At 26.6% G+C, this 20,494-nt stretch carries 19 protein-coding genes and 2 riboswitches; of the genes, 8 read left to right on the forward strand and 11 right to left on the reverse strand.

The window, feature by feature from the left end:
* Positions 1-24: 24 nt before the first annotated feature.
* Both rpsG and rpsL read right to left on the reverse strand, forming a co-directional pair.
* Positions 25-495, reverse strand: coding sequence for a 30S ribosomal protein S7 (gene rpsG / locus ACD762_RS07990; protein WP_423363461.1), 471 nt, complete (start codon positions 493-495; stop codon positions 25-27).
* Positions 496-586: 91 nt separating this feature from the next.
* Positions 587-1,006, reverse strand: a complete 420-nt coding sequence (rpsL, locus tag ACD762_RS07995) for a 30S ribosomal protein S12 (protein ID WP_423363462.1) — start codon at positions 1,004-1,006, stop codon at positions 587-589.
* A 254-nt stretch (positions 1,007-1,260) separates the two neighbouring features.
* Positions 1,261-1,337, forward strand: a riboswitch (Fluoride riboswitch).
* A 48-nt stretch (positions 1,338-1,385) separates the two neighbouring features.
* Between rpsL and ACD762_RS08000 the strand changes: the two genes are divergently transcribed.
* On the forward strand, positions 1,386-2,564 hold the full coding sequence (locus ACD762_RS08000) for a cation:proton antiporter (protein ID WP_423363463.1): 1,179 nt from the start codon (positions 1,386-1,388) through the stop codon (positions 2,562-2,564).
* A 102-nt stretch (positions 2,565-2,666) separates the two neighbouring features.
* On the opposite strand, the gene glsA is transcribed toward ACD762_RS08000, so the two are convergent.
* Positions 2,667-3,599 (reverse strand): glutaminase A, encoded by a 933-nt coding sequence (gene glsA, locus ACD762_RS08005; protein ID WP_423363464.1) that lies wholly within the window; start codon positions 3,597-3,599, stop codon positions 2,667-2,669.
* 586 nt (positions 3,600-4,185) lie between these two features.
* Between glsA and ACD762_RS08010 the strand changes: the two genes are divergently transcribed.
* The 3 genes from ACD762_RS08010 to ACD762_RS08020 are packed head-to-tail and all read left to right on the forward strand — an operon-like array spanning position 4,186 to position 7,204.
* Positions 4,186-4,503, forward strand: a complete 318-nt coding sequence (locus ACD762_RS08010; protein WP_423363466.1) for a lactococcin 972 family bacteriocin — start codon at positions 4,186-4,188, stop codon at positions 4,501-4,503.
* A 23-nt stretch (positions 4,504-4,526) separates the two neighbouring features.
* On the forward strand, positions 4,527-6,551 hold the full coding sequence (locus ACD762_RS08015) for a hypothetical protein (RefSeq protein ID WP_423363467.1): 2,025 nt from the start codon (positions 4,527-4,529) through the stop codon (positions 6,549-6,551).
* 2 nt (positions 6,552-6,553) lie between these two features.
* On the forward strand, positions 6,554-7,204 hold the full coding sequence (locus ACD762_RS08020) for an ATP-binding cassette domain-containing protein (protein WP_423363468.1): 651 nt from the start codon (positions 6,554-6,556) through the stop codon (positions 7,202-7,204).
* Positions 7,205-7,253: 49 nt separating this feature from the next.
* On the opposite strand, the gene glmS is transcribed toward ACD762_RS08020, so the two are convergent.
* From glmS to ACD762_RS08050, 6 genes are all read right to left on the reverse strand, one after another.
* On the reverse strand, positions 7,254-9,041 hold the full coding sequence (glmS, locus tag ACD762_RS08025) for a glutamine--fructose-6-phosphate transaminase (isomerizing) (protein WP_423363469.1): 1,788 nt from the start codon (positions 9,039-9,041) through the stop codon (positions 7,254-7,256).
* A gap of 409 nt (positions 9,042-9,450) precedes the next feature.
* Positions 9,451-11,220, reverse strand: a complete 1,770-nt coding sequence (locus tag ACD762_RS08030; protein WP_423363470.1) for a MutS-related protein — start codon at positions 11,218-11,220, stop codon at positions 9,451-9,453.
* Between the two features lie 36 nt (positions 11,221-11,256).
* Positions 11,257-13,332 carry a type I DNA topoisomerase gene (gene topA, locus ACD762_RS08035; protein ID WP_423363471.1) on the reverse strand — a complete coding sequence of 692 codons (2,076 nt, stop codon included), beginning with the start codon at positions 13,330-13,332 and terminating at the stop codon, positions 11,257-11,259.
* Positions 13,333-13,626: 294 nt separating this feature from the next.
* Complete coding sequence (locus ACD762_RS08040; protein WP_423363472.1) at positions 13,627-14,391, reverse strand: ABC transporter ATP-binding protein; 765 nt, start codon at positions 14,389-14,391, stop codon at positions 13,627-13,629.
* 1 nt (position 14,392) lies between these two features.
* Positions 14,393-15,400 carry a FecCD family ABC transporter permease gene (locus ACD762_RS08045; RefSeq protein ID WP_423363473.1) on the reverse strand — a complete coding sequence of 336 codons (1,008 nt, stop codon included), beginning with the start codon at positions 15,398-15,400 and terminating at the stop codon, positions 14,393-14,395.
* Positions 15,393-16,304, reverse strand: coding sequence for an ABC transporter substrate-binding protein (locus ACD762_RS08050; RefSeq protein ID WP_423363474.1), 912 nt, complete (start codon positions 16,302-16,304; stop codon positions 15,393-15,395). Before ACD762_RS08050 ends, ACD762_RS08045 begins: the two co-directional genes overlap by 8 nt.
* 77 nt (positions 16,305-16,381) lie before the next feature.
* Positions 16,382-16,552, reverse strand: a riboswitch (cobalamin riboswitch).
* Positions 16,553-16,849: 297 nt separating this feature from the next.
* On the opposite strand from ACD762_RS08050, the gene ACD762_RS08055 reads away from it, so the two are divergent.
* The 3 genes from ACD762_RS08055 to ACD762_RS08065 all read left to right on the forward strand — a co-directional run bounded on the left by ACD762_RS08055 (position 16,850) and on the right by ACD762_RS08065 (position 18,212).
* Positions 16,850-17,251 carry a hypothetical protein gene (locus ACD762_RS08055; RefSeq protein ID WP_423363475.1) on the forward strand — a complete coding sequence of 134 codons (402 nt, stop codon included), beginning with the start codon at positions 16,850-16,852 and terminating at the stop codon, positions 17,249-17,251.
* Between the two features lie 17 nt (positions 17,252-17,268).
* On the forward strand, positions 17,269-17,730 hold the full coding sequence (locus tag ACD762_RS08060) for a hypothetical protein (protein WP_423363476.1): 462 nt from the start codon (positions 17,269-17,271) through the stop codon (positions 17,728-17,730).
* Positions 17,731-17,810: 80 nt separating this feature from the next.
* The gene (locus ACD762_RS08065) at positions 17,811-18,212 is read left to right on the forward strand and encodes a hypothetical protein (RefSeq protein WP_423363477.1); all 402 of its coding nucleotides are present in this window, start codon (positions 17,811-17,813) and stop codon (positions 18,210-18,212) included.
* A gap of 25 nt (positions 18,213-18,237) precedes the next feature.
* Here the strand turns inward: ACD762_RS08065 and ACD762_RS08070 are convergent, their stop codons facing one another.
* A complete protein-coding gene (locus ACD762_RS08070; RefSeq protein WP_423363478.1) occupies positions 18,238-19,215 on the reverse strand; it encodes a YeiH family protein in 978 nt (325 codons plus the stop codon).
* A gap of 103 nt (positions 19,216-19,318) precedes the next feature.
* On the opposite strand from ACD762_RS08070, the gene ACD762_RS08075 reads away from it, so the two are divergent.
* Positions 19,319-20,140, forward strand: a complete 822-nt coding sequence (locus ACD762_RS08075; protein WP_423363479.1) for a LysR family transcriptional regulator — start codon at positions 19,319-19,321, stop codon at positions 20,138-20,140.
* Between the two features lie 2 nt (positions 20,141-20,142).
* Here ACD762_RS08075 and ACD762_RS08080 read toward each other — a convergent pair whose 3' ends face one another.
* Positions 20,143-20,337, reverse strand: coding sequence for a hypothetical protein (locus tag ACD762_RS08080; RefSeq protein WP_423363480.1), 195 nt, complete (start codon positions 20,335-20,337; stop codon positions 20,143-20,145).
* Positions 20,338-20,494 lie beyond the last annotated feature (157 nt).

Raw genomic sequence — 20,494 nt, forward strand, 5'->3', positions numbered from 1 at the left:
TCCTCCTAAGTTTAACTTAATTTACTACCATTTGAAATGAGCGAATGCTTTATTAGCTTCAGCCATTTTATGAACGTCTTCTTTTTTCTTTACAGAAGCTCCACTTGCATTAGCAGCATCCATAATTTCATTTGCAAGACGTTGAGTCATAGTTTTTTCTCCTCTAAGTCTTGCATAGTTAACTAACCATCTTAAACCTAAAGTTACTCTTCTTTCGTCTCTAACCTCAACTGGTACTTGATAGTTAGCTCCACCGATTCTTCTTACTTTTAATTCTAATAATGGCATAATGTTGTCTAATGCTTTTTCAAACACGTCCATTGCGTTTTCATTTGTTTTTGTTTCAATCATTTTAAATGCATCATAAAGGATAGTTTGAGCAGCACCTTTTTTTCCATCTACCATGATTTTGTTGATTAAACGTGAAACTAGTTTCGAGTTATATACTGGATCTGCTAGTACGTCACGTTTGGCAACATGTCCTTTTCTTGGCATGTAATTGCCTCCTTCCTTAAAATTAAACCGACTTGCGATTTCAATAATTTCTTACAAACTAAATCGCTTTGCGATTTAAATATTTTTATATTTATTTAGAAGCTTTAGGTCTTTTAGTACCGTATAGTGAACGAGATTGTTTTCTATCGTTAACACCAGCACAGTCTAATGTACCACGGATAATGTGATATCTAACTCCTGGTAAGTCTTTTACTCTTCCTCCACGGATTAGTACAACACTGTGTTCTTGTAAGTTGTGACCAATTCCTGGGATATAAGCTGTAACTTCCATACCGTTTGATAATCTTACCCTAGCATACTTACGTAAAGCTGAGTTTGGTTTCTTTGGAGTCATAGTCGCTACCCTAGTACAAACACCTTTTTTCTGTGGTGATTTTGTTTCGGTATTCTTTTTAAGTATAGTATTAAACCCACGATTTAATGCTGGTGAATTTGATTTTGTTACTTTGTCAGTACGACCATTTTTAACTAATTGATTAATTGTTGGCATGTAATTGCCTCCTTTCCTATGTTTTTCATACACACACTTCCAGGTGTTTCAACCGCTTCCGATTAAAAAGACACATAGATGTGTTTACTTATTTAGTATACTCTAAACCTATTCACGTGTCAACAATTATTTAATATTTCAATATTTATTCTATGCGTAATTCTAATAAAATATTTAATGATTATTGGTAATCTATCTTATGTAATAGATGAATAACAAAAAAGTTTGACATAAAAGTCATCACAATGTATACTATTTTTATCGGGAATGAAGTTCTCCCCTAATTATTATAATTAAAACCGCTATTAAAGCTAATGACTTCTACACTTTTTCAAGTGTAGTTGTTGTTAGCTTTTTTTACATTCAAGGAGGAATCACAATGTTACTTAGTTTCGCATACATTTTATTAATAGGTATGTTTTCAAGCTACCTAATGAAAAAGATTAAATTACCAACTCTAATAGGTATGATAATTACAGGTATTATTATAGGACCTTTTGGTCTGAATATAATTGATAAATCTATTTTATCAATGGCAGCTGATTTAAAAGAAGTTGCTTTAATAATAATTTTAATACGAGCAGGCTTAGCATTAGACATTAGTAAATTAATGAAGGTTGGTAGATCAGCTTTATTACTATGTTTTATACCAGCTTGTTTTGAAATAGTAGGTATTACTTATTTTTCAATGAAGTTATTTGATATGCCTTTAATAGAAGGAGCCATCCTTGGAGCTATAATTGCTGCTGTTTCACCTGCAATTATAATACCAAAAATGTTAAGTCTATTAGAGAAAGGTTATGGTTCTAATAAAAACATTCCACAGTTAGTTTTAGCTAGTGCATCAGTTGATGATGTATTTGTAATTATTTTATTTACCATCTTTACAAATATCGCAAAAACAAATACATTTTCAATTAACAGTATAATAAATATACCTTTATCTTTAATAAGTGCAATTAGCATAGGGATAGTTTTAGGATTTATATTAATAAAATTATTTAAAAACATTCATATTAGAGATACTTCAAAAGTTGTTATTATCTTAGGTATATCATTTATATTAGTTGGATTAGAAGAGATAATTAATCAATACATCCCTTTTGCACCTCTACTATCCATCATGACAATTGCTATCATAATATTCAATAAATACGAACCACTTGCTGTTAGATTATCTTTAAAATTTAATAAACTATGGGTTGTTGCTGAGATAATTCTATTTGTATTGGTAGGTACAACAGTTAATCTTTCATTTATAACACAAGTTGGAACCAAAGCTTTTGTTTTAATATTACTTGCATTAGCACTAAGAATTATAGGAGTCTTAGTTTGTTTAATCAAAACAAATTTAAACACTAATGAAAGAATATTTACTGCTTTAGCTTGCACACCAAAAGCAACAGTACAAGCAGCATTAGGATCAATACCTTTAAGTTTAGGATTAAGTAGTGGTAGCATTATTCAAGCTATTGCGGTATTGTCTATTTTAATATGTGCACCTCTAGGAGCAATAGCTATTGATTTAACTTACAACAGACTATTAAAAAAAGAGTAACATCATTTATTATTTAAATATTTAAGATTTCAAGTACTACTTTGATAAATATAAAAAGCTGTAATACATAACTTAAAAATTATGAATTACAGCTTTTCAATATTAAAATATACTTAAATCAAGTAATTTACTGACACGTTCAAGCATGTATTGTCCACAGACACTATTACCCCTGATATCAAGTTCAGGTGAAAATACACCTATTCCAATACCGTTCATTTTGGTAGATACAGACATTATCCCACCACCAACACCACTTTTTGATGGTAAACCAACATTAACAGCAAATGTACCAGATGCATCATACATACCACATAATGCCATTACAGTTCTAACAATTCTTGCAATTTCTGGAGTAAATAACTGCTCTTCAGTTTCTTTTATATAACCATCATTTGCAATAACAAACCCAATCTTAGCTAAATCCCTGCATGATATTTCAATAGAACAAATTTTAAAGTATGCATCTAGCACCTCTTCGATATCATCTTGTAAGACCCCAGTACTTTGCATATAATATGCTAATGCTCTATTACGTGCTCCAGTTTCTTTTTCAGACATATAAACTGATTTATTATAAGAGATACTATCATTTTGTGCCATTTTTCTTATTAAAGAAAGCACTTGATCAACTTTTTCATTTGCATCTTTTCCACTTAATAAAGAAGTTGTAACAATTGCTCCAGCATTAATAAAAGGATTTAAAGGTCTATTATCATTTTTTAATTCTAAGTTTACAATTGAATTAAAAGAAGAAGAAGTTGGTTCTAAAGTAACCTTAGATAAAACTTCTTCAGAAGTTCTTTCAATAATAGCACAGATAAAAATAATAACTTTAGAAATACTTTGCATAGAAAAAGCAACATCGTATTGTCCTATTTTTACATCTTCTTCTTTACCATTCACCATATAAAATCCTAATTGATTAGGATCAGCTTTACCAAGCTCTGGTATATAATCAGCAACTTCACCACTACCAATTAATTTAGTACAATCATTATAAATACTCTCTATTTTTTTCTTTATATCTTCCACTTTTTACTCTCCTTTATACTTATTAGTATACTTTCTATGTCATTATAACATTTTTTAATATAGACTTAAATAGCACTTATATCATTACTTTCTACATGATATTAATCTCACAAACAAAATAACTAAATAAAAAAATCATACTCTCTTGTATGATAATTTATTTAGTAAAGTATGCGATTTTATAAATTGTAGAAAAAGACAATAATCCAAACAAAAGATATAATACTTTAAACCATACTTTGCAAGAAAGAGAAGAATTACCACAATAAACTATATAAGCACCTAAAATAAAGCTAAGAACATACATTACTATAATTAATAATTTTTTTACTTTCATAATAGAAACCGCCTTTATTTATATTATACACTTATTTTTATTATTAACAATACAAATATTTACGATATCTTAACATTTATAGACTTTTTATCGCTTAATATATATATTATATACCTAAAAATAATAAATATGAATAACTCTTTAGATATACATTTATTTTTAGCGATTTCGCAATCTTTACTGAAGATACCCTAAAGATTACAGGAGAAGTTAATTCTTTATGCTATTATGCTTGTAGGAGGTGAATAAATGATAAGAATTAAAATAGCATTTACAATTCTAATAATAAGTATGTGTAGTTATTCTTTGCAGGCCGCTACACTTAAATTTGATAATAATCGTGGAACTTTTAGCTATGGTTTACGTATTTCAATATTTGGTGATAAACAATATTCAGATGTTTATCATACAACCAAAAAGCATTCTGCAACTGTCAAAGTTAGATATAGAGGCGACAACTTTGACTTAACATTTAAAGCAGAAGCACCAGCACGTGTTTGGGCAAAAACATCATCGCCAAAATGGGGTTCTTATAGTCAAAGAAACTCATATTATAATTTCTGGTAAAAATATAAAGATAGGAATAAATTATGAAAAATATAATTAAAGTATTATTTACTGTTTTATCAATACTATCATTTTTTGTGTTAGTAAACTATTACGATTCATCCAATAGTTTAAAATTGAATTTTGAAGATACTGATAATACAAAAATATATGTCAAGAAAAACAATCCTCAAACTTCTAAAGATTATAAAAAATTTTTAAGCAATGCAGCAGAAATAAACAAGGTAAATATAATTATCAAAGAACAAATAAACGATCAAACAAACTATTATTTAAACGATAAGAATAAACTATGTGATTTTACAAATATAAAGAATAAATCATATTGTTCTACTTTTGAATATAACAATAAATCTGCTAGTATTATTCCAGATTTTTTAAACAATGATAAAGTAAACTATTATAATTACAATAATTACTTTGAAAAAGATACACTAAGTACTAATTTATTAGTCCTTGGTGAACAAGAAAACACTGACGATTTTTACAACTTCATAAATAAGAATAGTGAATACACAGCAACTTTCACTCCTAATTATGATATTGATAATAGCATAAAAGATATAACCTATTTCATAGCTCTATTAATACTAGCATTAACAATTTTGATTATAAATATATTTAGCAGTGAGCGTTCTAGTAAAGAAATATATATTAAAAAAATGCTTGGATACAATAAAAGAAGTATTTTTAATGAAAATGTTTTAAGACCAACAATAATAATTACAATAATTAATATTATAAGTACTAGCATTTTGTATATTATTATAACTATCAATTCAAATTTTATATATATTGATTTTGTAATTTATTTAGTTTTACTAAATTTGCTCAATATTTTACTAGCTGCAATAGTATATTTCACAACTAACTATCTAATAAATAAGAAAGAATTACCTGTCTTATTAAAAGGACAATTTCTAAGTAAAAGAATATTTTATTTTAAAAGGGGCATTTACTATGCTTCTATATTACTATTATTATTTGCAACAACATATTCTGTCAAAAACCTATTAGCAGTTAAAAATTATTACGATACTAGCATAACTAAATGGCAAACAGTTTCAAATACATATCTAATACCTTATTTCATTACCACTGATGATAATTTTGAATTCACTAGAACTAAAGACTTTAGAACTGCAAATAATAAAGTATATAAATCATTGAGTAAGTCTGGCAGTATCTATGCTGATTTTAGTATGTATTTGGATGATAATGCTAGCGATTTAGGTTTTAGTTTTGCAACTGTTAATTTAAACTATATTAATGCAAATAACATTAAAGACTACCAAAATAAAGATATTAATGTTTCTAATAATAAAAATAAAATAATTGTAACATTAAAAGAGAATGATGATACTCTCTATAATAAGGTTAATGATTATCTTAAAACTAGCTATTCAGAATATTCTTATGAAATTATTAAAGCAAAAGAAAACCAAAATTACTTTTCATATAATATGTTATTAAACCAAGAACAAGGTAATTATATAAAAGATCCTGTATTGTTCATAGTTAAAGATGATATTTCAATTGATTTTATGGGCAATGCCTTTGGATCTAATATAGCACCCTTTTTCATGAATGATACATCTACTAATATTGATAAGTATTTAAAAAATAATAAAATATCTGAGTATGTAGATAAATTATCATATGTAGGTGATGATATTAATGTACTAATAAATGACAACATTAGAATTCTAGTTACCTCATTAACTGCAACACTATTGCTTATTCTAATTGTTATAGTTGTTATTATTCAAAACTTAACAAGTTATATAATTACAAATAAAAAAGAAATATCATTAAATTATCTATTAGGTTTTAAACTCCATGTAACCTTTAAACAATTTATAATAGATGATATTTTATTGCTAACAATATTTGCAAGTGCTCTTTATTTAAGCTTTCCTATATTTTCAGCCAAAACATATTTTACAATACTATTTAGCATCTTATTATTTAATATTTTTGTAACATACTATTACTTGAAAAGGCAATTTATAAAACATATCTTACATAGTTTAAAAGGAGGATTTTAAAAATGAATAGCATAATAAAAATTGAAAATATCACAAAAAAATATAATGAAAAAATAATCTTTGAAAATTTTAATCTTAATATTGAACGTGGTGGTATAACTGTAATAACAGGAAATAGTGGCAGTGGTAAAACAACTTTATTAAATATGATAGGGTTGTTGGATAGTCCAAACACTGGGAAAATAGCAATTGAAAACAAAATAGTATCAAAAATTGGCAGCAATCATAATCAAAATATTATTGCAAAACATATTAGTTATTTATTCCAAAACAATGCTTTAATCGAAGATAAAAGTATCCTAGACAATTTATTACTAGCATTAAAAAATGTTAAAGTAAAAAAAGAAGAAAAAATCGCATTAATAAATAATGCATTAAAGAGTGTTTTTATTAAACATGATCTAAATACAAAGATATTTACATTAAGTGGTGGTGAACAACAAAGAGTTGCCATAGCAAGATCTCTAATTAAACCATCTAGCATTATATTAGCAGATGAACCTACAGGTAATTTAGATAACAATAATCGTGATATTATTTTAAATATATTTGAAAAAATCAATAAATCTACAAATAAAACCATTATTATAGTTACCCATGATTTAGAAGTATCTAAAATAGCAACTCGTAGAATAAATTTAAAATCTGAATAAAAAAATGACATCATTTTTTATAAATGATGTCATTTTATATTTTATAATATTATTCTACTGTAACTGATTTTGCTAAGTTTCTTGGCTTATCAATATCTAAACCTTTAATTGAAGATGCATAGTATGCCATTAGTTGAGTTACTACTACCATAGCAAGTGGTGCTAATATTGTATTAGTTTGTGCAACAACAAAGTCATCACCTTCATGAGCTAAGTTCTCCATAGAAATAATACTTGTTGTAGCTTCTCTAGCACTAACTTCTTGAATTGCTGATCTTGTATTTAAAGCAACATTTGGCTGAGATATTATCGCAATAACAGGTGTACCTTTTTCAATTAAGGCAATTGTACCATGTTTTAATTCTCCTGCTGCAAATCCTTCAGTTTGAATATAAGAGATTTCTTTCAATTTTAAAGCAGCTTCTAATGCTACAAAGTAATCTAAATCTCTACCAATATAAAAGGCATTTCTTGAATAAACAACTTTACTTCTAACTATTGCTTCAATTGCTTCTTTTTTACTTATAATGTCTTCTATAGCATTTGCAACAATGTTTAGTTCTAAGTTCATATCCATTGATTTATTACTTATTTCATTAGCAAGTAAAGCTAATAATGTTACTTGCGCAACATATGCTTTAGTTGATGCAACAGCAATTTCAGGCCCTGCATGTAATAAAATAGTATAATCGGCTTCTCTTGAAAGCGTTGATCCTTCAACATTTGTAATCGTTAAAGCTTTATAGCCCTTTTCTTTTACAGCTTTTAAAGCAACACGACTATCTGCAGTTTCTCCAGATTGAGTGATAAAGATAAATAAAGGATTATCACTAATTAAAGGCATATGGTAACCAAACTCACTACCTAAATGTACTTCTACTGGAATTTTAGCCATATTTTCAATCATATATTTACCAACAAGACCAGCATGATTACTTGTACCTGAAGCAATTATATATAATCTATCTGCAGCTTTAATTGCATTAAGAATATCTTTATCAATATTTAAATTCCCTGAATCATAATATTTTGAAAGAAGTGTTCTAATAACTGATGGTTGTTCATCAATTTCTTTCATCATATAGTGTTCATATGTACCTAAATTAATATCAGTTGAATTAACTGTAGATGTAAATGGTTCTCTTTCTATTTTACATCCACTCATATCAAAGATATCAATGTTATCATTTGTTAAAACTAAAAACTCTAAATCCTTAATTTCATAGAAAGTGTTAGTTTGATTGATCATTGCCATTGCATCAGATCCAATCATATTAAATCCTTCACCTAAACCAGCTAACATTGGAGTTTTGTTTTTTGCACAGTATAAAGTGTTTTGATCATCAGCACATAAGATACCTAATGCATATGAACCATGTACAGTATTCATCATTTCAATGATCGATTGTTTCATATCATTATTCACTTTATATAAATCTTCTAATAAGTTTGCAATTACTTCTGTATCTGTTTCACTAGTAAATGTATAACCTTTAGCAATTAAATCATTCTTAATTTCTAAATAATTTTCAATAACACCATTATGAACTAAAGTAATAATATTGCTCATAGAAGTGTGAGGATGAGAATTTAACTTTGAAGGCTTTCCATGAGTAGCCCATCTAGTGTGTCCTAAACCTAAGTGTGCAACTGGTGTATTTTCAACTAGTTCTTCTAAAGCTGCAATTCTGCCAACTTCACGATAAATTTCTAATTTATTATCTACTACTAATGCAAGACCACTTGAATCATATCCTCTGTATTCAAGCGTTTTTAATCCTTCTATTATTATGTCTGTAGCATTTTTTGGTCCTGTGTATCCTACGATTCCACACATAATTCCACCTCTTCCGATATATTTGTATTTTACTATTTGACTAAAATTGTAAATTTAAAAAAGTATAATATAATGATATCTTTTATTTATAAAATAAGCAAGTAATACAATATTTAAACATAATTGTTTTATTCAATATTTACCTTAATTATTTTTACACTATTTAATTGTTTACTATATGATAAAATGTGTTATCAAAGGTGTATATTGTAATTATTAAATATAAATATACACAAAAGCATTTAAAGTTTTTTTGATAAATATGGATTAGATATATGACTTATATATGTATATTAGAGATATTTATTTAATAATATTTATTTTTTTATTAAATCAATTATACCTACTTATAATTATAATAAATAAAAAAGATATTATTAAGTATTAATTAACAATATCTATAGTGTATTTAATCAGTAGTTATACCAGCCATTTGTAATAAATAACGAGCATTTCTTGTAGTGCTTGGACCATCTAATAACTTATAGTTAAACATTATTTGATTATTTTCATAATATTCTTTAAAGTGGAAATTAAGCACATTCTCAAGCTTTGTTAATTCAAAGTCATGTGTTGTTACTAGAACTAAAGAATATGGATTAGATAGTGTTTTTAAAGCTTTACTAGCACCATATATTCTATCTGCGGAATTAGTTCCCATAAATATTTCATCGATTAATGCAATCATTGGTTTACTAGTATTAGAATATTCTACCATCTCTTTAATTCTTTTTATTTCAGCATAGAAAGTTGATACTCCTGTTGAATAGTCATCCTCTATTCTGATTGAACTCATAATTTTCATTATAGAACAATCAAATTTTAAAGAACATACATTTGCACCAGCATAGACTAAAGCAAGATTTATACCAATTGTTCTGATAAAAGTAGTTTTACCTGACATATTAGAGCCAGTAATAACTATTGTATTTGCTCTGCTTTCAAAATTATTAACTATAACTTTATCTTGATTAATTAATGGATGATACATATTACAAGTATCAATATATGGTTTATCTTCTTCAACAATATTAGCAATAGTGTTATGTTCTTTACTTTGACTTATAACTCCTAGACTTAATAACAATTCAAGTTCATGGTAAAAATCTATTATTTCATTTACTACAAGACCTTCTTTTCTTTTCCAATTATCATATCTAAATACTATTTGGTAATCATAAAGACATAAGGCTTCTAACAGTAGATACATTACTCCATTATTCATCGATTCTACTTTCTCTTTTAAACTTTTAAGAGAATTCAGTGTTTTAGAAGCTTTCTTATTATTTTGATTTATTCTATTTAAATAGTCTTGTAATAATTTAGCTTCAAATGATTGTTCTTCAATTTCACTCATTACATCTGTTAGTATTTTTATATTAGCATCTTTATATCTCATTTTATCTAGATAGTTTCTATTATATTTAGAACCTATTGCACAAATAACAAGACTTAATAATAAGGCTATGACAAAAAAAGGTACAAGCTTAAGTGAATATATGCTTAATAATAAAGTTAATAAAATAATTATAGGTTGAACTATTATCATTACTTTATATAGTTTCAGCTTAGATGCATTTAGTAGGTTATCATTATTCAAATAATCTAGCTCACTTTTTTCATTGTATAAATTCATCAAAGAAACTATTTTTAAATACAGTTTTGAATTATTTGCAAGCTCATTTACTGCTTCATTGCGTTCTTTGATATCTTTTTTATTTAAAAGTCCTTTTGATAATGCTTCATAAACTCTTTTTTGACCATTTCTACTTTTTGAAATATTTATATACTGAAATAACGAATTTTTACCTACTAAATCTAAATCTTTACTTAAAAGATCATCTTTGTCTAAAAATTCAATACCATTGTTTGGAAATGATTGCCAAGAATCATCCAATCTACAAAAGTAGTTTGCTGATACTTCTAAGTTAGATTGAATTATTTCAATTTGGTATATAATTTTATTTTGAAATTCCACTAAATATAGAAACAGCAGTAAAAATATAATAAATGGGATAAATAATAATTTTCTTTCATCTGCAAAAGCCAGAGAAAAACAAATTACTGAAATAAAGAATGAAGCAAATCGCAAAAAGCTTAAAGTATTTGATTTCTTATTTAAATTTGCTAATGCTTCTTTATTATCTTGTATAGCTTGCGTATAAAAACTTTTATTCATTGTTAAATCTCCTTTAATTAGAAAAAAGGATTATTTCTAATCCTTAATAATTGTTTTGCATTTTGGATAATCAATACAACATTTAAATTGACCATATCTTCCTTGTCTCATAACCAATTCTTTACCACATGTTGGACAGTTTTCATTTTCAACAACAACATCTGGTTTTGGTTTAATATAACGACATTTAGGAAAGTTTGAACAGGCATCAAATTCACTATTAGTTTTTGCAGAGAATCTTTTTACCATATCTCCACCACACTTAGGGCATGCTTCACCTGTTTTTTCAGGTTCCTTTTTATTCTTTTTAGGAATATACTTACATTCTGGATAATTAGAACAAGCAATAAATTCACCATAACGACCTTGTCTATAAACCAAATCTTCGCCACACTCTGGACATTTTTCTCCTGTTGGTTTAGGTGGTATTTTTTCCATATTTTCTTTTGCATTATTCAATAGTGGATCAAATTTTGCATAGAAATCAGTTAGTATTTGAATATAATCAGCTTCACCTTCAGATATTTCATCAAGCTCACCTTCCATATTAGCTGTATACTTAACATTAATAATATCTAAAAAGAATTTAGTTAATTCTTCATTAGTCAATTTACCTTGATCTGTAGGTACAAATTTCTTATTTTCATAATCAACATACTTTCTTAATTTAAGTGTATCTATAATTGAAGAATAAGTACTAGGTCGTCCTATTTTTAACTCTTCAAGTTCTTTGATCAAAGAACTTTCTGTAAAGGCACTTGGACCTTTAGTGAAGTGTTGATTTAAATCAATAGCTTGTGATTTAATGCTAGTATTTTCTTCTAGTTTAGGTAGAATTGTATCGGTATTGCTTTCAAATTTACCATATACTTTTTTATACCCATCAAATATTAAAACACTACCAGTTGCATTAAATTCATATTCATTATTTTCTAATGTAATGTTAGTTCCTTGTTTTTTAGCTGGAGCCATTAAAGAAGCCAACGTTCTTGAATAAATCAATTCATATAATTTAAACTGATCAGGTGTTAAATGTTTTTTAATAGATTTAGGTGTACGTAAAATTGAAGTTGGTCTGATACCCTCATGCGCATCCTGTACATTACCTGCAGCATTTTTTATATGATAACTTCCTTTATATTCTTTTCCAAATTCATCTACTATATAATTTAAAGTATCATTAACAAAGCCATCACTTAATCTAGTAGAATCAGTTCTCATGTAGGTAATTAAACCTACAGTATCACTTTTTAAATCAATACCTTCATATAAATTTTGAGCTACTCTCATTGTTTTTTTAGAATTAAATCCTAGTTTACCATAAGCTTCTTGTTGAAGTGTTGAAGTTATAAAAGTTAATTTAGGTTTAGAACTACTATTTTTTGTTTTAATCTCTTTAATGTTAAACTCTTTATTTAAAGAAGTATTAACTTGTTGAGCTTCTTCTAGATTACTTAATTCTATTTTTTTACCTTTATACTTATTTAGTGAAGCTTCAAATTCAATTTCTTGTTCCTTAAATTTAGCCTCTACTGTATAGTATTCTTCTGGAATAAAAGCATCTATTTCTTTTTGTCTTTCACAAATAAGTTTTAAAGCTACAGATTGTACACGACCTGCAGATTTAGACTTTATTTTAGAATACAACAATGTTGATAATTTAAAACCAATAATACGATCAAGCATTCTTCTTGTTTCTTGAGAATGAACTGTATTCATATCTATAGGTCTTGGATGCTTTAACGCTTCAACAATTGCATCCTTTGTGATTTCATTAAAAACAACACGATTATTTTCGTGTTCATCTAATTTTAGTACTTGTGCTAAATGCCATGAAATTGCTTCTCCTTCACGGTCGGGGTCAGTTGCAAGAAAAACTTCTTTTCCTTTTGCAGCTTTTTTTAATTCTTTAATTACATCTTTTTTATCTTTAGAGTTCTTATAAGTTGGAACAAACCCATTGTCTACATCTATTCCAAGGCCACCTTTTCCTGAGGTAGCAAGATCTCGTATATGCCCTTTACTAGATAATACTTGGTAGTCTTCACCTAAGTATTTTTCTATAGTCTTCGATTTTGACGGAGACTCGACTATTAATAGCTTACTTGCCATTGTATCACTCCCTTTGCATATTATTTGTACCTTAAAATTTAAAAATTGTCAATATTCTAGCGTGTTTTATTAATGAATACACTCTTGTATAATGCATACTTTTTATTATTACTACCCTTTTATAAGCTATAAATTATCTATCTAAATCATAATAGTGCCAATTAATTAATAATCCTAAATATTTTTAATATTTATCAAAGAAAAGGCTTTTAAAAAAGTGGTGGTTACCTAAATACACCTCTTTTTAAAAGCCTTTTATAGTATCATACAAGAATATTTTATAAATATAAGTTATTATTTAAACCATTTTTTATAAACTTTTTCATACCATCCCTGAACATCCATACCATATAAATTCTCTAGGTTGTCCTTAGTTAGTATTTCTTCAGTAGTACCTGAATTGATTAGTTTTCCCTCTTTCATAAGCATTACTTTATCTGCATATGAATTAACTAAATTAATATCATGTAGTACTCCTAAAACTATTTTATTTTCTGAAGCTGCCCATTTCTTGATGTAATCTAAAACTTCAATTTGATACTTAAAATCTAAGTGATTAGTTATTTCATCTATTATAACTACTTCAGGATTTTGAGCTACTAATCTAGCAATCAAAACTCGTTGTAATTGTCCTCCAGAACAAGAAGATAATTTCTTATCTTTTTCTTCTAATAACCCTACCATTTCCAAAGCCTTATAAGTAATTTCTTTATCTTCATTTGTAAAGGTCGCGAGTTTAGATTTTAGATAAGGAAACCTTCCAGTTATAACTGTATCATATATTGTAAAGCTTAAGTTTACCATCGACATTTGAGAAAACATGGCAATTTTCTGTGCTCTATGTCTACTTTCCATCTTAGAAACATCTTCATCATTAAAATAGACTTCTCCAGTATAATCTAACATTTGTGATATACACTTTAATAAGGTTGATTTACCACACCCATTTGGACCTATTATAAAAGTAAGTTCTTTTGGAAAACATTCAAAAGAGTTATTCTTGACAACTAATTTATCTTTGTATCCTCCACTTACATTTTTAACTGTTAACTTGTTCATATTAAAGTGCCTTTCTTGTATATATATAGATAAAGAATGGGACTCCAATGACTGCTGTTATAGCTCCAATTGGTAGTTCTATTGGCGCAAACAATGTTCGTGACATTGTATCAGCAACTAGTAATAAACTAGCTCCAACCAAAAAGGTTGCTGGTAGTAGCTTGTTGTGTTTAGCTCCCACTAGCCTTCTTGCAACATGAGGTGCAATTAAATCAACAAAACCAATTATTCCACAAATTGCAACACATGATCCACTAATTAACGTTGTTATTATTAATAATATCTTTTTAGTTTTAGTAGTATTAATTCCTAAAGAGTGCGCTGAGTCTGTTCCAAAACTAAGAATATCTAAATCTTTGATATAAAACATTAGCCAAACGAAAGAAACTAATAAAAATGGTATTAATACTGTTAGTTGACTCCAGCCACGACCAGAAAAAGATCCTAATTGCCATAATGTTATTTGATTCATTTTTTCTTGATTAAAGACTGATACTAAGGTTAAAGCAGCACTTATAAATAATGAAATAATTACTCCACTTAAAATTATGCTGTAATCACTTAAGTTAACATCGGTTTTATTTGCAAGTTGAATAACTATTAAGATAGTAATAAAACCAAATAAAAACCCAACTAGTGGCATGCTGAATTGGCCAACTTTACTTATTTCAAAGCCACTAACTATTACTAATCCAGTACCCAATGCTGCACCACTACTAACTCCTAGTGTATATGGAGTTGCAATTGGATTATTTAATATTGACTGTATTATAGCTCCACTAACTGCTAAAGCTCCACCTACTAAACAAACAACTAATGCTCTTGGCAATCTTATAGTAGTGGCAATTAAATATTTACTATTATCTATAGATTCGTTTTCAATACCTAGAAAGAACTTAAGAAAAATATCCTTAAGTTCTGATAATTGTATACTCGTAGAGCCAATGCATACAGCTCCTAAAAAGATTACTAATAGTATTCCTACTAATAGTAATATTCTTTTATTCATAATATTCTGGATAAATTGTTTTTGCAAATTCTTCTAAAGCTTTAGCGGCATTTTGACTTGCTCTACTACTAGCATTGTAATCAACAGCAAATACTTGTTTATTTTTTACTGCATCTAGTCCTTTAAAATCACTTCTTTTTAAAATTTTACTAACTGCAGCAGTATCATAACTTTCAGTAGTTAAAATAACATCTGGTTGAGCTGTAATAATTTGTTCAACACTTGGAGAGAACCAACCTTCGTTTTCAGCAAAAATGTTTTTTGCACCAACACTAGAAATTAAATCATTAATAAAAGTGTCTTTACCAGTAGTAAAAATACTAGGTTCTCCACTTACTTCTACATAAACAGATTTAACTTTATCTTCAGGAATTGTTTTAGCAATATTACTAACTTTATCATATGTTTCATTCATAGATTTAACTACTTCAGTTGCTTTATCAGTTGTACTAGTATAATCACCTAAGAATTCAATATCTTTAGTAATTTCTTTGTAAGTTTTTGCAGTAGGAATATACAATACTTTAATTCCTTTATCTTTTAATTCATCTAAAGGACTTTTACCATCAACAGTATTGATTTCTGCACCAATTACAACATCTGGTTTTAAAGCTATTAGAGTTTCAATATCAGGATTCATGAAATCTAATGTTTTTATATCTTTAGGTAAACCTTCTACACTATCAATTGAATAAGAATCACTACCAACAATTTTATCTGCTAATCCTAATCCTGCTAATATTTCAGTGTTAGAAGGTGAAGTAGATATAATTCTATCTAATTTTTCTGGTTTTTCTACATCATCACCATAACGACTAGTATCACTTGAACTTGAACATCCACTTAGAAATGATAAAGAAAATACTAAAGCGATCATCGATAATACTTTTACTAATTTTTTCATTTTTATTTCTCCTTTTAATTAAAAAAAATCATAGCCTGAAGCTATGATTAAATGATATAATTACACTTTTCCATAACCCAGGGATTTATAGATTGGCATGTATACCGGCTTGATTTCATCCTACTAACTTTCCTTCCCGATTTCTCAGTGGTTATAAAGCTTTTGTCAATCTTACGGTTGCTGGGACAGCTCTAGACTTTAACTAGATTCCATTTTATGTTTAAAACACCAATTCACTTATTATATTTACACCTATATTATATAACTGAACTACTAAAAATGCAATATGAATTCATACTTATTAAGTAAAAGATACAAGAAATGGCAAAAGGATTTAACTATAATAGTTAAATCCCCAAAATCGCTATTTTGTTAATGCAAAGAAACTCTCGTTTCAGTGTTTGGCACACTCCAATATTTTATAGTACATTGAATACAAAGTCAATAATTTATAAATTAAAAAAGTGTTTAAAAATAATAAATTAGTAAATTATTCTTAATTATTATTTTATTAAGATATAATACAAAAAAGGTGGTGGATAATTATGATGTATAAAGAATCATTCTCTAAAGTAGTTAGTGGATTTGAATCACAAGTAATTGATTCTTTTAGTAAAATAGAATCAGAACTAAATAAGTATAACTACAATACAACATTTCATACTTTAAGTTATGATATTCAACAAGAATGTTATGATATAATTTTATTCTTTTATATTATTGATCATAATTTTAGTCACTTTGAATGTAACTTAATCTACTCTTTAGATTTAGATCATTTACAAGAAAGAGAACACTTAAGTAATATTAAGCATGAAACTTACTTTAGTTTAGGTACTAAAGACTCCTATACTTTAATATTTGAAAAAAGATACAATTCTTATATGCATATAAAGACTGTAATAGATAAAATACTTTATTATGTTAATTTTGAAATTAAATCGTAATTTAAAAGAGGTTAGATATGAAAAACATTAAACAATATGCACAAGATAAAATAAGTTTTGGACAAAAACTATTATTTTTTGAAAATAAAAGCTTACAATTACTTAAAGATATAGAAAGAATGCTAGTGACTAATAATATTAATTATAAAATTAGTGAAATTAATGTAATGTTATTTGAAAGTATTTATTGTATAAATTTAGATATAATAATACATGATTCTAATAAGTTAAAAGATTACAATTTTAGTCTATTCTTTGAAATAGATTGGCTTATTTTAGCTGAAGATAATAAAAAAAATACTGAAAAAATTATTATCAGTATTGATGATAATGAATATAATCAACACACTAAAACAATGAATAATTGTTTTAGTATTGACAAAGTAATAAGCAATGTAATATTACTTATTACAAAAGTTGATCAGGCAGATTTAAATCACTTCAATAAAGAAGTAATTAATGGTAAAGTTCTTTCATAATTTTATTTGAAGTATATTACTTCATTATAAAAGAATTGAGGCATATAATGTAATTATAAAATACTATGGAGGTATTAATAATGAGCACTGAACAGTTTTTTGAGGGTAGAACAATAGCCGATACATTTTCAGTTTATGAGAATCAGATTAAAGAAGTTATTGAAGATTTAGAGTATCACTTTAAGAGTCAACATTTTGAAGTTTCTAGCATGCAAAGTGAAAGTAATATTGAAAACAGTAATTATATTATTACCGTTCAATTTGATGTTAAAAAAGAAAAGAGTGTGACTCCATTTATGTGTCAAATAGATTATTTATTAAGACTAGACAAACTAACACCAAATCAAAGTAGTAGTAAAATGAAAGTTGAAACATTTATAAACATTAAAAACGATCAAGAACATAAATCTATTAGTTATAATAAATTTGTTGATACCAAAGAGTTAATTAAAGAAATTGAAATTTTAATAAACAAGCTCTAAAAAAAGCCAAGAAATTGGCTTTTTTTTAAAGTAATATTCCTATTAAGAAAGTTGAACTAATCAAAGATATCGTTGCAATTATTAATATATAAGCGATTAATTTAAACCCTTGATTTAATATCAAATTAATATTAAGTCTTAAACCAATAGCCGCTAATGCAATAATATCAAACCAACCAGATACATCTTTGATATTAGCAATAGCATTTTGTGGTAAAGATATAATCGTACTTATTCCAGCTATGACAAAGAAAGCTATAACATACCATGGAAATTTCACTTTACTTTTTTTACTTTCACTATCATTCATCTTTGTTGCTAATAGAACAACAATTAGTAAAGTAAGAATTCTTACTACTTTAAATATCAATGATAAATCTAATACTTCATTATTTATCATTGCTGCACTAGCAACAACTTGTCCAACTGATTGTAATACACCACCAATTAATGCTGATGTATGAAATGTTTCATTATTATAAAGGTAAAAGGTTACTATAGGTGCTACAAACATCATTATAGTACCTAATAAGTTAACCATCGTTATTGCTAGCCCTTTTTCTTCTTCCTTAGCATCAATTGCTCCAGATACCGCAGCAACTGCATTAGATCCACAGATTGCATTTCCTGCTCCCATTAAAATACTAAACTTTTTACTAAAACCTAGTTTCTTACCAACAATAAATCCTACTGTTAGGGTTATAACTACTTGTAGTAGAATATAAATAATAGAACCTAACCCAAGATCAATTAAAGTTTTAAATGTTACACTAAACCCTAATAATGCTACAGAATATTCTAATAAACGTTTTTCACTAAATTGAGTCCCTGATTTAAAGACATCTTGTTTAAAAAATATGTTTCCAAGTATAATTCCAATGACTATAGCAATTGTTGCTGCTCCAACATTTAAGTACTTATCTAAATACTTAGAAAATACCGCAATAATAAACGATAGAACTAAACCTGGAATTATTAATTTTATTTCTTGTAAATATTTCATCTTATCACTTCTTTCATATATTATTGTAACTCAAATATAAGATATAGTATAATTCATATTAGTAATACTATATATTCCTTAACGGAATAGAAAGAAGGTAATTATGTTAGATAAACTATACACTTTTAAAATTGTTTATGAATTAAAAAGTTTTAGCTTAGCAGCATCAAAGTTGTATAAAACACAATCAGCTATTTCAAAAATCATTAAAAGTTTAGAAATAGAAACTGATACTGTTTTATTTGAAAGAAATGGAACTCATGGTCTAAAGCCAACTATAAAAGGAGATATATTATATGAAAGAACTAATTTAATCTTAGTAAATTGGGATAATACAATTGAATTATTAAATGAAAGTGCTAATTATAAGTTTGAATGTAATATTGGTTTTTCACAAACAGTAGGAGAATTCTATTTTAATGAAATAGCTAGTTTATTATTTTCTAAATTTCCTAATGTTAATTTTAATATTGAAATAGCTAATAGTGAGACTATTAAAGAAGGTGTTATATCTAAAAAACTTAGTTTTGGTTATGTTGAAAAACCTATCGAATCTAAAACTCTAATAAAAGAAGAAGTGTTTCATGATCAATTAGTTTTAGTTAGCAATGCAAGTTCTAATCTATTTTTAAATAGAGAAAATGATTCAGGAGTTAGATATTATAATGATTTATATCTATTAAACTCTACTAAATCATACAATGTAATGCATATTAACAGTTCAACATTAATTGCTGAGCTAGTAAACAAAGGAATCGGAAACACAATTTTATCTATTAAATGTATTAGTAATAATCAAAATTATTCTGTTCTAAATAGTATGTATTCAAGAAAAATATTCGTTTTACACTTTGATTTACTACCTAAACATCAAGAAATTTTAGATTATTTAAATTATTTATTCAAAAAAATAAGTAAGATATAATACTATTTTTTATTTCTATCTTTTCCATATTTAAAATATACATAGATTATTATTAATAAACTAACAATTGAATATATTAAAATTGATCTAGCAAAGAGTGATTCAGCTTCATTATTTATTTGAATAGCATAAAATATAATTGCAAATTGAAATATTCCTACTATTAATAGGTAACGTTTAATTTTATCTTTTTCCATATTAATCCCTCCTTTTTTTAATAACCTTTAATTTATTATACCACTAATAGCTATTATGATTATTAACTATCAGAAAACAATATTACTTATAATAAAATATATATAAAATATTATTACTATAATCAGTCATTATCTATATTTATAATCTATAATACTT

The sequence above is a fragment of the Mycoplasma sp. P36-A1 genome (genome assembly GCF_049478495.1).
In the GTDB taxonomy this organism is placed as follows: domain Bacteria; phylum Bacillota_I; class Bacilli_A; order JAJDGJ01; family JAJDGJ01; genus P36-A1.